The organism is Mesobacillus jeotgali (assembly GCF_900166585.1).
GTDB lineage: Bacteria > Bacillota > Bacilli > Bacillales > Cytobacillaceae > Mesobacillus > Mesobacillus jeotgali_A.
The window spans coordinates 38,529-58,490 of the sequence record NZ_FVZC01000007.1 but is presented as its reverse complement, the minus strand read 5'-3'; the positions used below and the strand labels follow the sequence as shown (position 1 = coordinate 58,490).

The window sequence follows — 19,962 nt, the reverse complement described above, 5'->3', positions numbered from 1 at the left end:
GGGTTAGTTGCCTTCTTTTAAAATGAGTTGCGAGACACACTCGACATGCGTCGTCTGCGGGAACATATCAACCGGCTGCACCTCAACGGTCTTGTACCCGCCATCTTCAAGGATCCGCAAATCTCGCGCGAGGGTGGCCGGGTTGCATGATACATAGACAACTTTCTTCGGTTTCATATCGATGATGGTTTGCAGAAGTGCTTCGTCACAGCCTTTGCGTGGCGGGTCAACCACTAACACGTCTGCACTGTTGCCTTGTTTGTACCAGGCCGGGATAACCGTTTCGGCTTCTCCGACTGCGAATTCAGCGTTCGTAATCTCGTTCAGTTCGGCATTTCGTTTTGCGTCTTCGATGGCTTCGGGAACGATTTCGACACCGAATACCTTTTTGGCCCTTTGTGCTAAAAATAATGAAATTGTGCCGATGCCGCAGTATGCGTCAATGACAGATTCTTCGCCTGTAAGCTCGGCGTATTCAAGAGCTTTATCGTAGAGCACCTTTGTCTGTTCCGGATTCACTTGATAAAAGGAACGCGCTGAGATAGCGAACTTGATATCGCCGATATAGTCGTAGATAACCTCGCTTCCCCAGAGAACCTCCGTTTTATCGCCCATGATGACATTTGTCTTCTTTGAGTTAATATTATGAACGATTGATTTCAGCTTAGGAAGCCTCGCGATGATTGCTTCAACCAATTTATCGCGCTGCGGGATCTCATTTGTCCTCGTTACAACTACGATCATCAGCTCACCAGTTTGCCTGCCATAACGGGCCATGATGTGTCGCAGCACACCCTTATGCGATTCTTCATTATATGGCTGAATTCCAAGCTTGCCTGCAATTTCTTTTACCGCCTTAATCGCATCATTTATTTCATCAAGGTGGAGCAGACTCTCGTCTGTATCGACAATTTCATGGCTGCGTGGCTTGAAGAATCCAGCGACCAGCTTGCCATCCTTCTCGCCAACCGGCACCTGTGCTTTATTACGGTAATGCCATGGGTTGTCCATTCCCAAAATTGGGTGCACTACTACATCCTCAAGCTTGCCGATTCTTGTCAATACCTGCTTCACCTGGTTTTCTTTATACTTCAGCTGTCCTTCATAACTGATATGCTGCAGCTGGCAGCCGCCGTATTTATGGGAATCCTCAGCTGGGCACTCAACACGGAAGGTGCTTCTTTCCAAAATCTCCATCAGGCGTCCAAAGCCGTAGCCCTTGTTCACCTTGGTCACTTTAATTTTTGCTCTTTCGCCAGGAAGTCCCCCCTGGACAAAAATCGGATAGCCATCAACCTTGGCCACACCCGCTCCGTCATGCGACAAATCCTCAAACTTAACATCTATATAATCATTCTTTTTTACAGGAGTCGTTTTGCTCATCATTTCCGTCCTTTGCTGTGAATTAGCTAAGTCAGATTTTATCATATTGCTGGTGTGATTGCGAAACGAGGTCTGCAACTTTTTTGAATACAGTGCATTTAGATCAAGACCCATTCGCCACTCTTCGACATCTACTTTAATATCTAAGTAAATAAGCACAGCGAATGGGAATAAATTCGCTGTGCTTTTCTTCAGTTTTTAAATTGAGTCTCTTATCATTCATTATAAAATCCCTACCGGCCGTGCCAATGGCCTCCATGCCAGTGCGGGCCCCCTATCCATGGACCGCCAGGATATCCGGGACCTCCTCCATGCCAGGGAAATGGTCCGGGACCACCATGCCAATGGTGATGATGTCCATATCCGCCCTGCCACGGCATTCCATGGTATGGGCCCAGCCCTCCAAATTGGCCATATCCTGGCATTCCCGGATAGCCGAATCCACCGCCATAGCCTGGTCCTCCCTGGTAACCGTATCCCCCGGGCTGCAATAACCCAGCTAACGATCCCATACCGCCTGCTCCGAAGGTTCTCTCATCTGCAAAATGGGCATTCATTGTATCTGTATACATCTAAACTCTCCTCTCATTGGGTTTTCAATAGTTCCCTTAACACCCTATGTAAGTTTAGGCAAATCGCTTAGTACAATTGCCTATTTTTGCGGGAAATGGGCAATATGAGGTAAAGTTCGTAAGCTATGAGACTATCTAATTCTGATATAGGAACGGGTTGGAGCTCTTTTCTTCTGCTCCTGAAAAACATCAATATATATAATTCATATTATGAGTAAACAATATGTCTCTTAGGCACTTCCCTATAGCCGATTCACTTTACATGAATATAATTCATTATCTGGACTATCACCATGAGCCGGGAAAATCTGCACAATGGACTGGAGGAATACTAAGTGGAGTCATTTTATAAAGAGAAGGACCGTTTGAGCAAAGAGGAGCTTATTGCACAAATTGAAAAGCAGATTTCAATCTCACTCTACATTCAGGCAGCTGCCCAGATTACAGAGGCGATTTTATTATCCAGGTTATATGCCCTGAAAGAAGAAACAGATGGAGAAAGTGAAATTGTCACCGGCGTGTGGCTGCAGTCAATCGGACAGACGATTGAAGCTATAGCTGTAAGCAAAGAACTTTCTGCCATAAACCAGGAGGATCTGATTACCCTGGAGAAAATAATTGTCTCTTCTGACTTTATACAATCTTTCGGTGCGGCAATAGAGGGCATTGGAGGATTAAAGGTTTTGAGGCAAACACCCCTACCTTTTATTCCATAAAAAAGAAAGCCAAAACCATTTGATTGGCTTTGGACCTTCTTCAATTTACTAGCATTCAACTCTATTTGATGCAGCCTGCTCAGGGACGTAACTCTTACGGCTCCGTATGACCGAACACCTTTTGATTGCATTTTTTTAGTCCATTCCCCTGCACCCATACTCCAGCCAGATTAACTCCTCAACCGAGACACAATACTTGGAACATCTGGGTTCATTCTAGATCACCTATTCATCTCAAATGTGGGCATCACTAAAACCTTTCGATTAGGTACAAGCCCCGTCTTAAAAACTTTTTACGAATAGAATATAAAAAAGCACAAAGGATGATTTGGAATGGATAATCTAAAACTTAAGATAAAAGAACTGGAGCTGAAAATAGAGGAGCTTGAAGCCTTGCTGGATAACCTTCAAGAGTCTTCACAGCAACAATTGAATCATGATGACGTACGGACATTGCTAAATCAATTGCTTGATGAAAAAGAAATCGTTGCCTCTGCAGACCTCGAAAAAAGATTGAGCCAAAATCAGGTTCAGACAATCAAGTGGATTGTTGGAACCGGTATCAGCATCGTATCCATAACATTCGCCATGATTCAATTTCTATTGTAATTCCTTCCGCCTTTACCGTACAGGGTTCTCAATCAACGGAGAAAGGTTTCGTCACCTTAAACTTTTTTCCTTCTTTCGGAGTCATCCAGACAGAAAGAACATAGTCCCCTTTTTCAAGGGAAAGCTCATGAAGGTCGATTTCATAGCTCAAAGCCTCACCCTGCTTTACCTTTTCTTCCCCTAATACTTGTAAAAAGTTTGCGACACTGGAGAAGAGGAAAATTTCCTTCCCGCCCTTCGCTTCTACTGAATAATCGAACCGCTGAGAACTTGTAAATTCTAAGGTTACTTCCTGTTCCGTCTGATTTTTCACTTCATATTGGAAAATGAACGGGCTTTTCTCAGTTATAGTTGCAGCCATCTCTCCTGCCACGATTCCAGCACCTCCCTGTTCTTGATCATTATTTGAAACCTGGTTACCTGTTCCACAACCGGTCACCAACAATCCAAACAGCAACGCCATTAATAATTTTCTCATCTTAAGTTCCTCCTGATGAATCTATTCTTAATATATTTGTCAGATGAAACAATCAAAAGGTTACATTCATTGATAAACATAATTAGCCCTTTTTAAACAAGGCTCTTTTCTCAAACTTTGTTGCTATTGATGACAAAATAGGATGGAATTGCCTAAGTTTCTGCACAAAATGAACGCTTCTGAAGAGAAAAGAGCTTGCCAACTTAGTACCGACCTACAAAATGGCTATAATCACGTTAAAATCGGCTTTAGGATTTTAACAACAATCTTTACGAAAACAGCCTTAAACAAAAAGGAGAAGTGCCCATACACCTCTCCCACGTTTACGCTCTTTTATACTTTTTGTCAAAATACTTCTGCAGCCCGCTGCTCATCATTGAAAATGCAAAAATGGTAATTCCGATTGCAATGGTTCCGGTGATCGGCAGCCATGGGTGTGACCAGATATGGTTCGTGATATCCACAAAATAGGTTGGCCATACATTGGAGGTGTTCAATGCTTTATAAGCTCCATCGAGTTGGGAAACGAATTCGACGCTCAAGAAGATCCCGACAATTCCCAGCTGGCCGATGAGGAACAGCGTCCTTCCAAGGTCTGAGAAAAACTGGACGATGAAAAATGGTCTTAATGGCGGCCAGTAGTAGTTTTTCAGCATCTTCAATGGTGAAGAGCCCGAGACAATCCCTGCTTCCACATAAGGTTTTTTTGAGATATCCACCATCCCCTGATAAAAAATGTCCGCAACCCGCCCTACTTCAATAAGGGCAAGGACAAGCATGATCCAAAGATACCGATTACCTGAAAAAATAATAAACGGAGTGCCCAGAATTAAAATCACAAAGAAAATTGGCGGCATGAAAGAGAACAACCGATTCCAAACAATAAGGATTTTGTGAAAAAATCCCGAATAAAAACTCGCCACCGCCAACGGAATGGCAATGATATACCGAATCAGGACGATTGCCAATATGGTCAACAAAGTTTCTTTCGTCCCCAATAGCACCCTGCTCAATAAATCAACGCCATTTGCATCTGAACCGATTGGGAAATCAGCTGATGGCCCGAACGGAGGAAGCTCAAGTCCTCCACCTTCCTTTTGCCTCATCACTGTTTCCTTTAATGACGTATCCACGATTGGGAGATATGGCGCTATCAATGCGATGACAACTAGAAAAGACAAAATAATGAAGCCAAATAATAATGATTTATTCATGATTCATCTCCTGCGAAATCGGGCTGACAAGACTTTTGAAAATCTGTGTAACCAGATTGGAAACCAAAATGATTGAGGCAAAAAAAACTGTATAGCCGGCTGCCGAGATACCGTCGACCATGATTTCCAGCCCCACCGTGAAGCCTGTCCCCCTTAGAACAGCATTAAACAGCCCATCTGCAGCCCCTTGAAAGTTCATCAATTTTTCAACAATGAATAGATTTGATAAGACATAGAGTGTGATTGTATTTGCATGCGCCAGAATTCTAGGAAACGAATTTTTCAGAATATGTATGAATAAGATTTTCACGCCAGGAGTCCCTTTTGATTTCGCTGTTCGAATGTAATCATTCCCCGTCTGCTCCTGCAGACTCACATTAGTAATATTAGCAAGGTAGAATACAGGATAAATCAGCAAAAATAGAATCCCAACCACATAGGTTTCAAGCTTTTCACTCCCATACAACGTCACATGGAAAAACAAGCCTTTTTCATATAAAAACATCAGGCCTATCTGAATGATGATGATGAAAAAAAGATCCGGCATCGAGATGAACAGCCAGGTCGTCCCATTGCCAAGAAAGTTCAGTCTTCTTTTTTGCATCCGGAAATCAAAGATTCCTTTCAGGACCCCAAAGATATAAGCTAGACCCAAAGTTGGCACGATCAAAAGCAAGCTCTTCCACGCTTTGCCCGCAATCCTGTCTGCATTCGACTGTCCAGGGACAAACTCCCCGAGGTCTGGGTTTTCTTTTATATAAGCAAAAAAACCTTTAATATTCTCAATATGCTTGTCCATCTCATAATCATAGCTAGCGGATTCAAACTGTCCGCCCGGTCCAGTCTCGAAGTCCGTCGTAACCGGCAAAAACAATATCCCGATAAACAAAAATACACAAACGATCCATAATACAAACTGTCCGATTGCCTTTTTAAAATAAACCATGTAGCCTCCTGCTGGAAAATGATAAAAAAGCTGCTATGAAGCAGCTCATCCTACTTTTCTCTTAATCTCCCAAACCCTCATAGTGAAGCCCTTCTTCAGGCAATTCAGCATCCGGCACACCTATCCCCACCTGTTTAATCTGATTGTCGTTGACAGAATAAGAGTAACTCCAGCCCGGCTCATTAGCGAACCTTACGTCCATATGATAAGGATTATAGCTTCGGCTCGTTCGATAGCTGATCTTGAATTCCTCTCCAGGGTATTTCTCCTCCAGATGTTGGGTGAGCTGCTCCGTTTTTTTTCCAAGATGATAGTCAATCCAAAGAGGGCGGATTGCAAAAAAAGCCAGCTCTATGACTATTACAGTCAGGACAATTTTCATCGCAGTTTTTCGCTTTCTCTTGGGCAAAAAATAACTGCCCACTAAAATCAGCAAGACCAAACCCACAGCCAACAAGATCTCAATTACTGTAATAGGATGCATCCTAACACCAGCTTTCTTAAGTCACTAGTTATATTTTACCATTTTTAACTTTTCTGAAAAGTATTAATTTAATTTAGTTTTGAGTCATGCAAGCTTTCCCGCACTTACCCTATCTTGTAAGTTACCCTTTTCGTCTGTTCGGGCAAATTTCCTTCCTTTATGTGACCGGTTTTCCCCTTACTTCACCTAACGAGGAACATATTAGTTCTTTATTTGACCGGTTTTTCCTTTTTTTCACCTGACCGGGGACATATCGCTATTTGTGTGACCGGTTCTTATGCGGGTAGACGCTTTGGGGTACACAACGCTTTAAATGTAACCTGACGAAATTAAGTAAATCACAACAAGATCCTTAGCAAGAGAATCGACGGAAATAGTCACAAAAAAAGACGAAGCCCGCGGGCGTCGTCTTCCTTAATGTACTTTCTTCTTAGACATATACAAAAATGCTTTAATCATAAAATAGCTGACTTCATCGGGCAGCAATTCCTTGATAGGTTTTAGCCTGTCGCGGCCTGCTTCTGCTACGGCCCGCTCCAGGTCATCGATATGCCCGGCGGGGATCAGCAACTCATAATCGACTTCCATTCCCTGCTGGATACACTGGATAATATGATTTTCAACCGTGCTTTCCACCAGCTCGCGCTTTGCAGCAATCTCGGCTACGGTCAGTTTCTCCTGATGCAGCTTGTAGGTTTCGAGATGGGAATCTCCGACAGCCTTCCTCGCCGGTTTCCTGACAGGTTCCGAAACGGCATTCAAAACAGGCTGCCGATCCGGATTCTCCTCGCAAAACTCGATAATTCGTTCAATGAATGGTGCGCCATACTTCTGCAGCTTGTGCTCTCCGACTCCAGCTACATTGAGAAATTCCCCATCCGTGAGCGGCAGCTTGAGGCACATGTCCTTCAATGAGGAATCCGAGAAAATCACAAATGGCGGCACTTTTTCCGCAGCCGCTATATTCTTCCGCAATTCCCGAAGCTCTTCAAACAGTGGATCATCATTCGAAACCTGCTTGACCTGCAGAGCTTCCTTCCTGAACACCTTCGTCTTGCCAAGCAAAACTTCCTTCCCTTTTTCCGGAACATAGATCGTCGGGTAGGTCCCGTGCTCAACGCCAATCAGTTCCTGGGAGATCAGAAATTCAATCAGGTCATTCACCTGCTTGGTGCTCCGATTCTTCATCAACCCGTAAGTTGGCAATTTATCCAGGCGGAACTCAATAACTTTTTTATTCCGGGAGCCGGTCAAAACATTCGCCGTCATCGCCTTGCCATACTTCTGCCCCATCCGGATGATACACGACAGCACCATCTGGGCATCCTTTGTGACATCCTCAGTCTCACGGGAATCTGTACAATTGCCGCAGCGGCCGCACGGTTCTGTTTCCGTCTCGCCAAAATAATGAAGGATATAGGATTGCAGGCATTCCTCGGTATGGCAGTAACCGACCATTTGCTGCAGCTTTTCCAGCTCTGGAGCTATCCTCTCTCTGTCAGCAGACTGGTCGATCAAAAAGCGCTGTACCTGGACATCCTGCGAAGAATACAGCACGATACATTCACTGTCCAGTCCGTCACGACCGGCACGGCCGGCTTCCTGATAATAGCTCTCCATATTCTTTGGCAGCTGAAAATGGAGGACATAACGGATATTGCTCTTATCAATACCCATTCCGAAAGCCGATGTTGCGACCATGACCGTGGCCTCGTCCTGTAAAAACCGCTCCTGTTCGCGATTTCGGTCTTCATCATTCATTCCAGCATGGTAACGGGACGCATTGAAGCCTTCTTTCTGCAGCCATTCATACAGTTGGTCTACAATTTTTCTGGTTGCTGCATAAATGATTCCAGCTTCCTTTTCATTCTTTTTGATAAAATCCCTCAAATAAGCCTGGCGATCTTGGCCTTTTACAACAGAAAAACTCAAGTTACTGCGCTCAAATCCTGTAATCACCGTGTTCTCAGGGTTTATTTTTAGTGAGGCGCAAATATCCTCGCGTACTTTTGGCGTTGCTGTTGCGGTCAATGCCAGGACGACCGGCTTCTTAGGCAGACGATCCGCCAATCCTGAAATCTGCAGGTAGCTTGGCCGAAAATCATGACCCCACTGGGAAATACAGTGCGCTTCATCCACCGCAATCAAAGGAATTTCCATATCCTGCAGATCATCAATAAACTCCCAGGAACCAAGACGTTCGGGTGCGATGTACAACAGCTTGTACTTTCCGTTCCTCGCATCATTCATCCTTGCCGCAGCTTCACCTGAAGTCAGCGAACTGTTGATATATGTCGCCGGAATGCCAAGCTGGATGAGGGTATCCACCTGGTCCTTCATTAACGAGATCAGCGGCGAAATGACGATTGTTGTCCCTGGCAGCACGAGTGCCGGGATTTGGTAGACAATGGACTTGCCTCCTCCAGTCGGCATGACGCAGACGGTATTCTTTCCTTCGAGTACAGAGGTGATTGCCTGTTCCTGTCCTAGGCGGAATGAGGAATAGCCGAAATGGGTTTGCAATAATTCATGGGCTTTTTGCAGCATTTTGCGGGCTCCTTTCAGTGAGAAAAAATGGGGGGATGATGAGGGACATACTCTTTCATTGTAACAGAGAGACAGGAAAAATGCTCTGCTCCAATAGAAGCAAAGCATGTTTTATTTCGCTATTCGCAACCATGAATTTTTGGCAAACTGATCCTGATCGTTGTGCCCTCTCCGAGCTTGCTTTCAATATCAATAGTCCCCTTGTGGAGGTCAATGATCCGTTTACAAGTGAGCAAGCCTAACCCTGTCCCTTTTTCCTTCGTAGAATAGAACGGTTCGAAGAGGCGATTGAATCGTGCTTCTGAAATCCCGCAGCCCTTATCTATAATCGTCACCGCGACTAAATTCTCGCTCATATCATCGAGTCTCACATTGATAAAGTGGCCGTTATCGTCCGTAGCTTCAATTGCGTTCTGAAGCAGGTTGATGAAAACCTGTTTCATTTGATTTCGGTCACAATTCAAGCTCATGTCGTCCTTTATTTTACTTTCTATTTTTATACTTTTTAAGTTCGCCTGTGGTTCCATGAAGTGGATACAATCATGTAATAGCTGGCTGAAGTTGGTATCCTGGAATTTCACATGCTCCTTCGGTTTGGCTATGAACATGAACTCATTGACGATTTCATTGATCCGGTCCATTTCATTCAGCATGATATCAAGGTATGGCTCGAGCTTCTGGTCAGCTACACTCTCCTTCACGATTTTAGCAAAACCTTTCAGCGAGGTGAGCGGATTCCGGATTTCATGCGCGATGCCAGCCGCCAATTCTCCTACCACAGAAAGCTTTTCCATTTGCTGGACGTGTTTCTCTCTGTCTTTTTCCTTCGTAATGTCAATTGCCGTCCCAATTACTTCAACTGTCACTCCTTGTTCGCGCACGGGGCTGAGGACAGCCAGATAATGAATACCGCCCAGGCTCCCTTCATAGTTGACATGCTCTCCATTCCATGCCTTTTCGTAAAAGGCTCCTTTGAGGAGTGCATGTTCAGCAGGAAGGAACTCAGATAATGTTTTCCCGACAATTAATTCAGGGAAAAAACCAATCTTTTCGACCAGTTTACCTTCAATAAAAGTATGAACAAAGGTGTCGTCTTTTTTTTCAAACTTGAAAATAAACCCCGTTTCTCTAGGAATGAACTGTTCGTAATCTACCTTGCACTTCTGGTCATTCACGTGGCCACACCCTTAAAAAAGATTCGTTCTCTAATAATTCTTTTTTTATAAAAAAAATCCTTTTTATGGGATGACAATATATTGAAAAAGCTGTCTTCCTTTTCGGAAGGCAGCCCTTACGATTATTTATTCTCTCCAGTCATCTCCATGACCTTTTCTTTCACTTCTTCTATATTGCGCATTTTGTTATCCCAGCATTTTTGGCTGAGATCGACCGGGTATTCTTCAGGATTGAGCATTCGCGTATATTCTTCCCAAAGCACCCCCAGGCAATATTTTGAATGCTTGCGGATCTCATCCAAACTTGGCTGCTCGTACACCAGCTCTCCATTTTCGAAAATATCATGGTGCAAATCCCTGGCATCAAAGTTGGTGACGAACTTACTGACAAAGGTGTGCACCGGGTGGAACATTTTCAGGCGCTTTTCTTGCTGTGGGTTCTCGCCTTCAAGCGTGATATAATCACCCTCTGAACGGTTATTGGCTTTGTTGATGATTCTGTATACATTTTTAATTCCAGGGGTGGTGACCTTTTCTGGATTGGAGGAAATCTTGATCGTGTCCTCCATCGTTCCATCTCCCCGTTCCACTGACACAATTTTATAAACAGCCCCAAGCGCAGCCTGTTCATAGGCAGTAATCAGCTTGGTACCGACTCCCCAGGTATCAACCTTTGCACCTTGCGCTTTCAGGTTCATGATTGTGTACTCATCCAGGTCGCTGGATGCCACGATTTTAGCATCCTTAAATCCTGCTTCATCCAGCATTTTACGGGCTTCCTTGGATAGGTACGCAAGGTCCCCGCTGTCGAGACGGATGCCGATAAAGTTAATTTTGCCGCCGAATTCCCTGGCAACCTTGATGGCATTCGGCACCCCTGACCTTAATGTATCATACGTATCTACGAGGAATACGCAGTCCTTATGCGTTTCGGCGTATTTTTTAAAAGCAAGGTAGTCATCCTTGTAGGCCTGAACCATTGAGTGGGCATGTGTACCAGCGATTGGGATGCCGAAAAGCTTACCCGCACGCACATTACTCGTTGAATCAAAACCCCCGATATAAGCAGCACGAGTGCCCCATAGCGCCGCATCCAGTTCATGGGCTCGGCGCGTGCCGAATTCCATTGCCACTTCATTCTTCACTACCTGCTTGATGCGGGACGCTTTAGTCGCAATCAATGTCTGGTAGTTCACTATGTTTAGAAGCGCTGTCTCGATTAACTGGGCTTCAGCAAGCGGAGCATCGACCCGGACCAGCGGCTCATTGGCAAAAACAATTTCGCCCTCCTGCATGGCCCGAATTGAGCCTGTGAACTTTAAATCTTTTAAAAAGGCCAGGAAGTCATCACCGAATTTCCCTTCTTCTCTCAAATACTGAATATCATCCTCTGTAAAGCCAAAGTTCTCGATATAATTGATGATTTTTTCAAGTCCGGCGAAAACCGCGTAACCATTGCCAAAAGGCAGCTTGCGGAAAAATAAATCAAACACTGCCCGGCGATTATGGACGCCATCCCGCCAGTAAGTTTCCATCATATTTAATTGGTATAAGTCCGTATGAAGCATTAAACTATCATCCGTGAATTTCGTACTCATTAAAAAACCTCCAAATTTACTGCGATATAAGTAATTGATATCCTACCTGACCTCTGCCCCGATCGAGCTCTCAAAGTGGCGGAGCGACCATTCATGGCCGACTTGGTCAAAGGAAGCCACCGCATTCTTATACACAATAACCTTAAATCCTTTGTTGTAAGCATCCACCGCTGTATGAAGTACGCAAATATCCGTACATACGCCTACAAGATGAACTTCCGTTATGCCCCGCTCACGCAATTTTATTTCCAAATCCGTGCCTGCGAATGCTGAATATCTTGTCTTATCGATATAATAAACATTTTCAAGGCCCTTGTTTTCCTCATAAACCTCTTGAAGGCTGCCGTACAAATCTCTTCCCTTCGTACCGCGGATATTATGAGGCGGGTACAGCTTCGTCTCCGGGTGGAAATCGTCTCCCTCATCATGGACATCAATAGCGAAAACCACATAGTCACCATTTTTGATGAATTCCTTTGTCACGCCAACAAGGTTTTCTTCAATCGCCTGTCCAGGCTCCCCGCAAGTAAGCCGTCCATCGTCTGCCACAAAGTCATATGTATAGTCGATATTGATCAACGCCTTCTTCCCCATTATGTATCCACATCCTTTTATCATATTATCTATTATTTTCTTCCAATTATGTTTTATAGGCAAATTTTTCATATCGAAGGCCAGTTATGCATTCATGAATTTTAATTTAGGAATAAATTGCACTTTACAGGAATATGTCCGGCTTTCCAGGAATATATCTGTAGTTTTAAGGAATATATTTTAATTTTAAGGAATATAACCTCTTATTAAGGAATATCCTTCTATACCCTATTTCAAAACACAAAAAAACCACCCCAGCACCGGAGTGGTTTCCAATCATTCTGCTTTAAAATTCAATTCGAGGTTCTCCGGACGGTCTTCTGGGCGGATTTCGTCAAGAGGCACATAGACTTCGATATGCCTGAACAGGTTTTCGAATTCGGCTGGAAGGTTTCCGCCGTATTCACCATCGAGATTCAACTGGACCGTTTCCTTCGCCTGCACCTTAATCCGATTTGCCTGTGTGTAAATTACGCCAGGATCATGGATGTGTTCGCCTCTCACTGCCAGGGAAGCAATCCTGATAAAATCAGCCAGGTTTGTCTTTTTTAAGATCAACAGCGAGAACAAACCGTCGTTAATCGATGAATTAGGTGCAAGGCGCTCAAATCCTCCGACAGAGTTCGTCAGGCCGACAAGGAACATCATGGCCTCACCTTCGAACAGCTTGCCATCGTATTCAATCGTCACTTCGGATGCACGTATGGATGGCAGCATCTCGATTCCTTTTAGATAATAAGCGAGCTGGCCCAGCATCGTCTTGAGCTTGCTTGGAACTTCATATGTAAGCTCAGTCAGCCTGCCGCCGCCTGCGATATTAATGAAATATTTATCGTTGATCCGGCCTACGTCGACCGGAATCGTTTCACCTTTTACAATGATGTCCACCGCTGCCTCGATATCCCGTGGAATATGCAGCGCGCGTGCAAAGTCATTCGTTGTGCCTACTGGAATGACGCCAATTTTTGGGCGGTATTCCTGCTCAGCAATGCCATTGACCACTTCATTGATCGTCCCATCACCGCCAGCTGCAATCACCAGGTCATAACGCCGCTCGACCGCAATCCTCGCAGCCTGCGTCGCATCCCCTTCACCTGTCGTTGCGTGGCAGGAGGTTTCAAAGCCGGCATTTTCCAGCTTCACCAAAACCTCGGCAAGATGCTTTTTAAAAACTTCACGTCCTGAAGTCGGATTATAAATGATTCTTGCTCTTTTCATACCCATCATCCTACTTAATATGGTTTTTGATTCCATCATTTTACATCATAGCTTATATTTCTCGTCCAGGCAATCACCCGAATACTACCGGATATATCATAAACCACTTACACCTATTTATCAAAGAGAAACATATCATTTAATCAAAGTGGTAACTATCGTATTTTTCGAAAAACTCTTCCAATCATACAAGTTATTTTTTACAATACAGGGAGGGTGGTTACATAAATTGGTAATACCCCCAATGGCAACTTTCACAGATGAGGCTTTCCATCTATCTATCATAAACTAGATTAGAGGGGTGATTTTTATGACCTGGATGATTCTCCTGGCTGCATATTTAATCGGTTCAATTCCCACGGCAATATTGATTGGCAAATACTTTTTCCATGTAGATATCAGAGACCATGGCAGCAAAAACCCTGGTGCAACCAATACGCTGCGGGTAATGGGAAAAAGAGCCGCCCTCGTTGTCCTGCTTATTGATGTGGCAAAAGGCATGCTTGCAGCCTCTCTTCCGCTGATTTTCAATATCCCGGTAGATACATTGTATACCGGATTAATTGGGGTTATTGGACACTGCTTCCCGATCTTCGCAGGATTCCGCGGTGGAAAAGCAATTGCCACAACTGCCGGAGCATTATTGATAATTGATATCGGGATGTTCCTCACAGTTTACATAACTTTTTTTGCCGTGATCTACCTGACCAAATATGTGTTCATGGGTTCCATTTCAGTTGGGGTCGCAATGCTCATTTATTCTTTCTTCACTCCGGACAAAAATGAACACCTAATTTTTACTGCTTTTATTATACTTTTAATTTTTCTGCACCGTTCAAATTTGCAGAACTACTTTAACCGTACAGAACCGAAGATCAATGATAAAAAAGTGAAGAAAGACCGTCTCCCCCCTAAAAAAGCATGATGATAAACCATGGTGATCCAACCATGGCTTTTTTCTATAAATATATTAACAAAGTAAATTACTATTTATTAGATAGCATTTTCAGCAAAAAAATAGATTGTTATTCATTTAAATGAAATGATAGAATATTATTTGTATTAGCAATATTTTTTTAATATTTTTTCAAAATAATAAAGGGGGAAAGATGATGTCCAACGATATGTATCAAATCATTTCTATCGGAATTTACATGGCCGCGATGCTTTATATCGGCTGGTACTCCTACAAAAAGACAACCAATCTGACGGACTACATGCTTGGCGGCAGATCACTCGGTCCGGCAGTCACAGCACTTAGCGCAGGAGCGGCCGATATGAGCGGCTGGCTGTTAATGGGGCTGCCAGGCGGAATTTATGTAAGCGGTTTAGCGAGCGCGTGGATTGCCATCGGCCTGACTGTAGGCGCATATCTAAACTGGCTGTATGTAGCACCTCGACTTCGTTCATACACACATGTGGCGAATGACTCCATCACAATACCAAGCTTCCTGGAAAACCGTTTTAAAGATGATACAAAGCTTTTAAGAATTGTATCCGGAATTGTTATTCTTCTATTTTTCACTTTTTATGTTTCCTCCGGAATGGTTGCCGGAGCAGTTTTCTTCCAGAGTTCATTCGGCCTTAATTATCATACTGGCTTAGTGCTGGTTTCCGTTGTTGTAGTGGCATACACATTATTTGGCGGCTTCCTGGCGGTAAGCTATACCGACTTCATACAGGGAATGATGATGGTCCTCGCTCTGCTGCTTGTCCCGATCATCGGATTCACAAAAACAGGCGGACCTGCAGAAACGTTCGACACTATCCGTTCCATCGATCCTGCATTGCTTGATTTATTCAAAGGAACAACAGTACTCGGCATCATTTCAACTGCAGCATGGGGCCTTGGCTACTTCGGCCAGCCGCATATCATTACCCGCTTCATGGCCATCACATCAATAAAAGAAACAAAGAGTGCTAGACGAATCGGAATGGGATGGATGATTTTCTCCTTACTTGGAGCCATTCTAACCGCTCTGGTCGGTCTTGCTTATTTTAAACAGAATCCGGATGTTAAGCTGGATAACCCTGAAGCAGTCTTCATTGTGCTCGGGCAAATCTTCTTCCATCCGTTGTTTGCAGGATTCATGCTTGCCGCTGTCCTGGCTGCAATCATGAGCACGATTTCCTCCCAGTTGATCGTTACATCAAGCGCCCTTACAGAAGACTTATACAAAATCTTGTTCAAAAAAGAGAAATCAGATAAGCAATACGTATTTTTCGGACGTATGGCAGTACTCGTTGTAGCAATCATCGCTGCTGCTCTTGCATGGGTACAGAATGACACGATTCTCGGCCTGGTTGCATACGCCTGGGCAGGCTTCGGAGCAGCGTTCGGACCAATCATCCTCCTCAGTCTATACTGGAGGAAGATGACCAACTGGGGTGCCATTCTCGGTATGATTGCCGGTGCAGCTACAGTTGTCATCTGGAGCAATGTCGGCTTGAGCGATGTGATGTATGAAATCGTCCCTGGCTTCCTTATCAACCTGGTTGTTTCCATAGTGGTCAGCCTGGTTACTTATACTCCGAATTCAGAGATTGAAAAGGAATTCGATATGAGTATTGAAAATTTAAAATCCTAACCTGATGCCACAGAGAACCTTTCTCTGTGGTATTTTTATTTTTTCGATAAAATCTTACAGGAATTTACATATCTTTAAGGGAATTGATATAAAGAGAAAATCAATTCTTAGGAGAAAATAATGAAAAGAAAGCTGTTATTCTATGGAACTACTGCTATATTGCTTTTAACCGTATTGATTGCCATGGACCGTTTCAAATTATACAAAGAGGAAAAGCCGCCTGAACCCAGCATCACGGTGAATGGACAGGAGATTCCAATCATACTCGGCCAGTATGAGTGGCATGGCACCAAAACGAAAGAAATAAATCCAATCAAAGCCATGGCTGGCATGAACCCATCTAAAGTGAAGGAAAAAGAGATACTAGCAGTCTCTTTTCCTTCAGGTTTTAAACCTGAAAGAATAGAAATCAGCCAGGTTAACGCCGCACCCGGGATGGAAAAGAAAAAGGTTGTAGCGCACACCATGTCGATTCCTAAAAGCCTTTATATGGATAGGATTTACTTTAAGATAAAAGCAAAATGGGAAAAGGGTTACAGCACATATTATGTAAAAATAATAATTGAAAACCTGCCACCTTTTAATGATTTCCTTTCGAAGAATCCTGAGAAACTTTCTGTCCTGGCAATTGTTCCACGTGGAGAGTCAGAAAAGTATGACATTCCCGACGACGCAAAGGAAAAGCTAGACTCCTTCCATATATCAGATGATATCGAAGGACTGAAGAAGCAGTATCCTGAGCTGCAAACCAATATGGTTCCTGTCTATATGATCTTTAATACAGAATCTATGCAATATGTTGTTGCAGATAAGAAGGCATTCTTCAGCATCATACACGATCATGAGTTGCAGGTGGGAAATTAGTATAATTTCGTTTTTATCATTTCTCGGGAAATATCGACAAAAAAGCTGACGAACAAATCGTCAGCTTTCGCTATTATCTCTTATTCAATTCCTCAACAAGCAATTTGTTTACCAGCGGCGGGTTAGCCTGCCCTTTTGTAGCTTTCATGATCTGGCCGACCAAGAAGCCTTTTGCTTTATCTTTCCCGCCTTTGAAATCTTCTACAGACTGCGGGTTAGCATCGATAATCTCGGTAATGATCTTGAGCAGCGCTCCTTCGTCAGAGATTTGGATTAGTCCCTTCTCCTTGACGATTGTCTCTGGGTCGCCGCCGTTTTCGACCAATTCTTTGAACACCTGCTTGGCAATCTTGGAAGAGATTGTGCCGTCTTCAATCAGCTTAATCAAACCGGCAAGCCCTTCAGGAGTCAACGCCGTCTCATTCAGTTCTTTCGATTCAGCCTTCAGGTAGGCTGAGAACTCACCCATCAGCCAGTTGGATGCCTGTTTTGGGTCAGCTTCTGCTTTGACCACTGATTCAAAGAAATCCGCCATCTCTTTTGATACAGTTAAAACCTCTGCATCGTATGCTGGCAATCCCATCTCCTCGACATATCGCTTTTTGCGCTGATCTGGCAATTCAGGGATTTCGGCACGGACTCTTGCCTTCCACTCTTTATCGATATAAAGGTCAGGCAGATCAGGTTCAGGGAAATAACGATAGTCATCCGATCCTTCCTTTACTCGCATAAGGATGGTGGAGTTCGTTGATTCGTCATATCGCCTTGTTTCCTGCTGGATTTCACGGCCAGCGAGAATTTCCTCTTCCTGCCGCTTTTCCTCGTATTCCAGACCTCTGCGTACGAAGTTGAAAGAGTTCAGGTTCTTCAGCTCTGTTTTTGTACCAAATTCCTTTTGGCCAACCGGCCTGATCGAGATGTTGGCGTCACAGCGCAGTGAACCTTCTTCCATTTTACAATCCGATACGCCCGTGTACTGTATGATGGACTTTAACTTTTCAAGGTAGGCATATGCCTCATCCGGCGTTCGTATATCGGGCTCCGATACGATCTCTACAAGCGGTGTTCCCTGGCGGTTGTAGTCAACTAGAGAATATCCATTGCCATGTGTCAGCTTGCCTGCATCCTCTTCCATATGGATCCGTGTAATACCGATTTTCTTTTTATAGCCATTGACCTCAATTTCAATCCAGCCATTCTCGCCAATTGGCTTATCAAACTGGGAAATCTGATAGGCCTTCGGGTTGTCCGGGTAAAAATAGTTTTTCCGGTCGAATTTCGTGTGCTCAGCAACTTCACAGTTCAGAGCCATAGCGGCCTTCATAGCGTACTCAACTGCTTTTTTATTCACCACCGGCAGTACGCCAGGGTAACCAAGATCGATCACGCTTGTATTTGTATTCGGCTCCGCTCCAAAATGGTTCGGGCTCGCCGAAAAGATTTTCGATTCTGTTTTTAATTCTACATGGACCTCAAGGCCAATTACCGTTTCAAATTTCATCGTGTTCCCCCCTTTACAGCTCAGGTTGTTGTTTATGGAATTCGGTTGCCTGCTCGAATGCATGTGCAACCTTATATACAGTGCTTTCATCGAAATGGCGGCCGATAATTTGCAGCCCAAGCGGCAGGCCTTTGTCCAAGCCGCAAGGTACCGAGATGGCCGGTACACCTGCCAGGTTGACCGGGATTGTCAAAATATCATTTACATACATCGTCATCGGATCCTTAGTGTTTTCGCCAAGCTTAAATGCCGGAGTTGGTGCTGTCGGTCCGATGATGACATCATACTGCTCAAACACTTTCTCGAAGTCCTGCTTAATGAGAGTACGGACCTTCTGAGCCTTTTTATAGTAAGCATCATAATAGCCTGAGCTGAGAGCAAAAGTTCCAAGCATGATACGGCGTTTTACTTCCTCTCCGAAGCCCTCTGCACGAGTCTTTTTATACATTTCAATCAGGTTCTCAGCATTTGGTGAACGGTAGCCATAGCGGACTCCGTCAAATCGGGCAAGGTTGGCAGACGCTTCAGAAGATGACAACAAGTAATATGTCGACAGAGCATACTTCGAGTGCGGCAGTGATACCTCTTCCCAAGTTGCACCCAGGCCCTCAAGTACAATAAGTGCATCCAATACTGATTTACGGACTTCTTCACTAACGCCCTCACCGAGGTATTCCTTCGGCACAGCGATCCGAAGCCCCCTGATATCACCAGTCAATGAAGCGATATAGTCAGGGATGTCCACGTTTGCGGAAGTTGAATCCATTTCATCATATCCTGCGATCGCTTTTAATAGAAAAGCATTATCCTCTACATTGCGTGTAATTGGTCCAATCTGATCCAGTGATGACGCAAAGGCAATCAGGCCGAAGCGGGAAACAAGCCCATAAGTAGGCTTCATGCCGACCACCCCACAATATGATGCGGGCTGGCGAATCGAACCGCCTGTATCGGATCCAAGCGAGAAGAGCACCTCTCCTGCCGCAACCGATGCTGCAGATCCGCCAGAAGAACCTCCCGGCACTCGATCAAGATTCCACGGGTTTAATGTCTTTTTAAAACCTGAGTTTTCATTTGATGATCCCATTGCGAATTCATCCATGTTCAGTTTGCCGATTGTTACCGTTTCCTCTTGCTTCAATTTCTGGACAACCGTAGCATCATAAATAGGATCAAAGTTTTCGAGGATCTTGCTCGCTGCCGTCGTCCGCAATCCCTTGGTGACAATATTGTCCTTGATTCCGATAGGAAGGCCATATAATTTATTGGTTGGAGCGTTCTGTACCGCCTTTTCATCCAATGCTCTCGCTGCTGCTCTCGCATTTTCTTCATCCAATGTTAAAAACGCCTGAACCTTGCCTTCAACCTCGCCAATCCGCTTGAACGATTCATCAACCAGGTCGGAAACGCTTAGGTCTCTTTTATGTAAAAGCTCATGAAGCTCTGAAATCTTATGTTCAAATAAACTCATCGAC

General features: G+C 44.2%; 18 protein-coding genes. 5 read left to right on the top strand and 13 right to left on the bottom strand.

The features are described 5' to 3' along the window. Window positions 1-3 precede the first annotated feature (3 nt). The gene (rlmD, locus tag B5X77_RS01700) at window positions 4-1,383 is read right to left on the bottom strand and encodes a 23S rRNA (uracil(1939)-C(5))-methyltransferase RlmD (RefSeq protein WP_079505824.1); all 1,380 of its coding nucleotides are present in this window, start codon (window positions 1,381-1,383) and stop codon (window positions 4-6) included. A 233-nt stretch (window positions 1,384-1,616) separates the two neighbouring features. Then, complete coding sequence (locus B5X77_RS01695) at window positions 1,617-1,955, bottom strand: hypothetical protein (RefSeq protein ID WP_079504480.1); 339 nt, start codon at window positions 1,953-1,955, stop codon at window positions 1,617-1,619. 335 nt (window positions 1,956-2,290) lie between these two features. Between B5X77_RS01695 and B5X77_RS01690 the strand changes: the two genes are divergently transcribed. After that, window positions 2,291-2,671, top strand: a complete 381-nt coding sequence (locus B5X77_RS01690; RefSeq protein WP_079504478.1) for a hypothetical protein — start codon at window positions 2,291-2,293, stop codon at window positions 2,669-2,671. 333 nt (window positions 2,672-3,004) lie between these two features. Continuing rightward, the gene (locus B5X77_RS01685) at window positions 3,005-3,280 is read left to right on the top strand and encodes a hypothetical protein (protein WP_079504476.1); all 276 of its coding nucleotides are present in this window, start codon (window positions 3,005-3,007) and stop codon (window positions 3,278-3,280) included. Between the two features lie 28 nt (window positions 3,281-3,308). On the opposite strand, the gene B5X77_RS01680 is transcribed toward B5X77_RS01685, so the two are convergent. The 9 genes from B5X77_RS01680 to B5X77_RS01640 all read right to left on the bottom strand — a co-directional run bounded on the left by B5X77_RS01680 (window position 3,309) and on the right by B5X77_RS01640 (window position 13,534). Further along, window positions 3,309-3,758 carry a BsuPI-related putative proteinase inhibitor gene (locus B5X77_RS01680; protein ID WP_079504474.1) on the bottom strand — a complete coding sequence of 150 codons (450 nt, stop codon included), beginning with the start codon at window positions 3,756-3,758 and terminating at the stop codon, window positions 3,309-3,311. 323 nt (window positions 3,759-4,081) lie between these two features. Continuing rightward, window positions 4,082-4,972, bottom strand: coding sequence for an ABC transporter permease subunit (locus B5X77_RS01675; protein ID WP_079504472.1), 891 nt, complete (start codon window positions 4,970-4,972; stop codon window positions 4,082-4,084). After that, on the bottom strand, window positions 4,965-5,918 hold the full coding sequence (locus B5X77_RS01670; RefSeq protein WP_079504470.1) for an ABC transporter permease subunit: 954 nt from the start codon (window positions 5,916-5,918) through the stop codon (window positions 4,965-4,967). The genes B5X77_RS01675 and B5X77_RS01670 overlap by 8 nt, the downstream gene beginning before the upstream one ends. Window positions 5,919-5,979: 61 nt before the next feature. After that, a complete protein-coding gene (locus B5X77_RS01665) occupies window positions 5,980-6,402 on the bottom strand; it encodes a hypothetical protein (protein ID WP_079504468.1) in 423 nt (140 codons plus the stop codon). Window positions 6,403-6,816: 414 nt separating this feature from the next. Beyond that, complete coding sequence (gene recQ, locus B5X77_RS01660; RefSeq protein WP_079504466.1) at window positions 6,817-8,949, bottom strand: DNA helicase RecQ; 2,133 nt, start codon at window positions 8,947-8,949, stop codon at window positions 6,817-6,819. Between the two features lie 119 nt (window positions 8,950-9,068). Further along, on the bottom strand, window positions 9,069-10,124 hold the full coding sequence (locus B5X77_RS01655; RefSeq protein ID WP_079504464.1) for an ATP-binding protein: 1,056 nt from the start codon (window positions 10,122-10,124) through the stop codon (window positions 9,069-9,071). A gap of 122 nt (window positions 10,125-10,246) precedes the next feature. Next, on the bottom strand, window positions 10,247-11,722 hold the full coding sequence (locus B5X77_RS01650) for a nicotinate phosphoribosyltransferase (protein WP_079504462.1): 1,476 nt from the start codon (window positions 11,720-11,722) through the stop codon (window positions 10,247-10,249). Window positions 11,723-11,764: 42 nt separating this feature from the next. Then, a complete protein-coding gene (locus B5X77_RS01645) occupies window positions 11,765-12,316 on the bottom strand; it encodes a cysteine hydrolase family protein (RefSeq protein WP_079504460.1) in 552 nt (183 codons plus the stop codon). A 276-nt stretch (window positions 12,317-12,592) separates the two neighbouring features. Beyond that, window positions 12,593-13,534, bottom strand: a complete 942-nt coding sequence (locus B5X77_RS01640; protein ID WP_079504458.1) for a diacylglycerol kinase — start codon at window positions 13,532-13,534, stop codon at window positions 12,593-12,595. Window positions 13,535-13,844: 310 nt separating this feature from the next. On the opposite strand from B5X77_RS01640, the gene plsY reads away from it, so the two are divergent. The 3 genes from plsY to B5X77_RS01625 all read left to right on the top strand — a co-directional run bounded on the left by plsY (window position 13,845) and on the right by B5X77_RS01625 (window position 16,986). Next, the gene (gene plsY / locus B5X77_RS01635; protein ID WP_079504456.1) at window positions 13,845-14,459 is read left to right on the top strand and encodes a glycerol-3-phosphate 1-O-acyltransferase PlsY; all 615 of its coding nucleotides are present in this window, start codon (window positions 13,845-13,847) and stop codon (window positions 14,457-14,459) included. 187 nt (window positions 14,460-14,646) lie between these two features. Beyond that, window positions 14,647-16,122: a sodium/proline symporter PutP gene (gene putP / locus B5X77_RS01630; protein ID WP_079504454.1), complete on the top strand. Its 1,476-nt coding sequence runs from the start codon at window positions 14,647-14,649 to the stop codon at window positions 16,120-16,122. A gap of 120 nt (window positions 16,123-16,242) precedes the next feature. Next, window positions 16,243-16,986 carry a hypothetical protein gene (locus B5X77_RS01625; protein WP_079504452.1) on the top strand — a complete coding sequence of 248 codons (744 nt, stop codon included), beginning with the start codon at window positions 16,243-16,245 and terminating at the stop codon, window positions 16,984-16,986. Between the two features lie 73 nt (window positions 16,987-17,059). Here B5X77_RS01625 and gatB read toward each other — a convergent pair whose 3' ends face one another. Together gatB and gatA are read right to left on the bottom strand one after the other, a co-directional pair. After that, entirely contained in the window at window positions 17,060-18,487 is a 1,428-nt protein-coding gene (gene gatB / locus B5X77_RS01620) for an Asp-tRNA(Asn)/Glu-tRNA(Gln) amidotransferase subunit GatB (RefSeq protein WP_079504450.1), read from the bottom strand. A 13-nt stretch (window positions 18,488-18,500) separates the two neighbouring features. Continuing rightward, entirely contained in the window at window positions 18,501-19,958 is a 1,458-nt protein-coding gene (gene gatA / locus B5X77_RS01615) for an Asp-tRNA(Asn)/Glu-tRNA(Gln) amidotransferase subunit GatA (RefSeq protein WP_079504448.1), read from the bottom strand. Between the last annotated feature and the right edge of the window lie 4 nt (window positions 19,959-19,962).

Excerpts from the sequence above, each read along its gene's own strand:
- rlmD (WP_079505824.1), bottom strand. The coding sequence starts at position 1,383 with ATGAGCAAAACGACTCCTGTAAAAAAGAATGATTATATAGATGTTAAG.
- B5X77_RS01695 (WP_079504480.1), bottom strand. The coding sequence starts at position 1,955 with ATGTATACAGATACAATGAATGCCCATTTTGCAGATGAGAGAACCTTC.
- B5X77_RS01685 (WP_079504476.1), top strand. The coding sequence starts at position 3,005 with ATGGATAATCTAAAACTTAAGATAAAAGAACTGGAGCTGAAAATAGAG.
- B5X77_RS01680 (WP_079504474.1), bottom strand. The coding sequence starts at position 3,758 with ATGAGAAAATTATTAATGGCGTTGCTGTTTGGATTGTTGGTGACCGGT.
- B5X77_RS01675 (WP_079504472.1), bottom strand. The coding sequence starts at position 4,972 with ATGAATAAATCATTATTATTTGGCTTCATTATTTTGTCTTTTCTAGTT.
- B5X77_RS01670 (WP_079504470.1), bottom strand. The coding sequence starts at position 5,918 with ATGGTTTATTTTAAAAAGGCAATCGGACAGTTTGTATTATGGATCGTT.
- B5X77_RS01665 (WP_079504468.1), bottom strand. The coding sequence starts at position 6,402 with ATGCATCCTATTACAGTAATTGAGATCTTGTTGGCTGTGGGTTTGGTC.
- recQ (WP_079504466.1), bottom strand. The coding sequence starts at position 8,949 with ATGCTGCAAAAAGCCCATGAATTATTGCAAACCCATTTCGGCTATTCC.
- B5X77_RS01650 (WP_079504462.1), bottom strand. The coding sequence starts at position 11,722 with ATGAGTACGAAATTCACGGATGATAGTTTAATGCTTCATACGGACTTA.
- B5X77_RS01645 (WP_079504460.1), bottom strand. The coding sequence starts at position 12,316 with ATGGGGAAGAAGGCGTTGATCAATATCGACTATACATATGACTTTGTG.
- B5X77_RS01640 (WP_079504458.1), bottom strand. The coding sequence starts at position 13,534 with ATGAAAAGAGCAAGAATCATTTATAATCCGACTTCAGGACGTGAAGTT.
- plsY (WP_079504456.1), top strand. The coding sequence starts at position 13,845 with ATGACCTGGATGATTCTCCTGGCTGCATATTTAATCGGTTCAATTCCC.
- putP (WP_079504454.1), top strand. The coding sequence starts at position 14,647 with ATGTCCAACGATATGTATCAAATCATTTCTATCGGAATTTACATGGCC.
- B5X77_RS01625 (WP_079504452.1), top strand. The coding sequence starts at position 16,243 with ATGAAAAGAAAGCTGTTATTCTATGGAACTACTGCTATATTGCTTTTA.
- gatB (WP_079504450.1), bottom strand. The coding sequence starts at position 18,487 with ATGAAATTTGAAACGGTAATTGGCCTTGAGGTCCATGTAGAATTAAAA.
- gatA (WP_079504448.1), bottom strand. The coding sequence starts at position 19,958 with ATGAGTTTATTTGAACATAAGATTTCAGAGCTTCATGAGCTTTTACAT.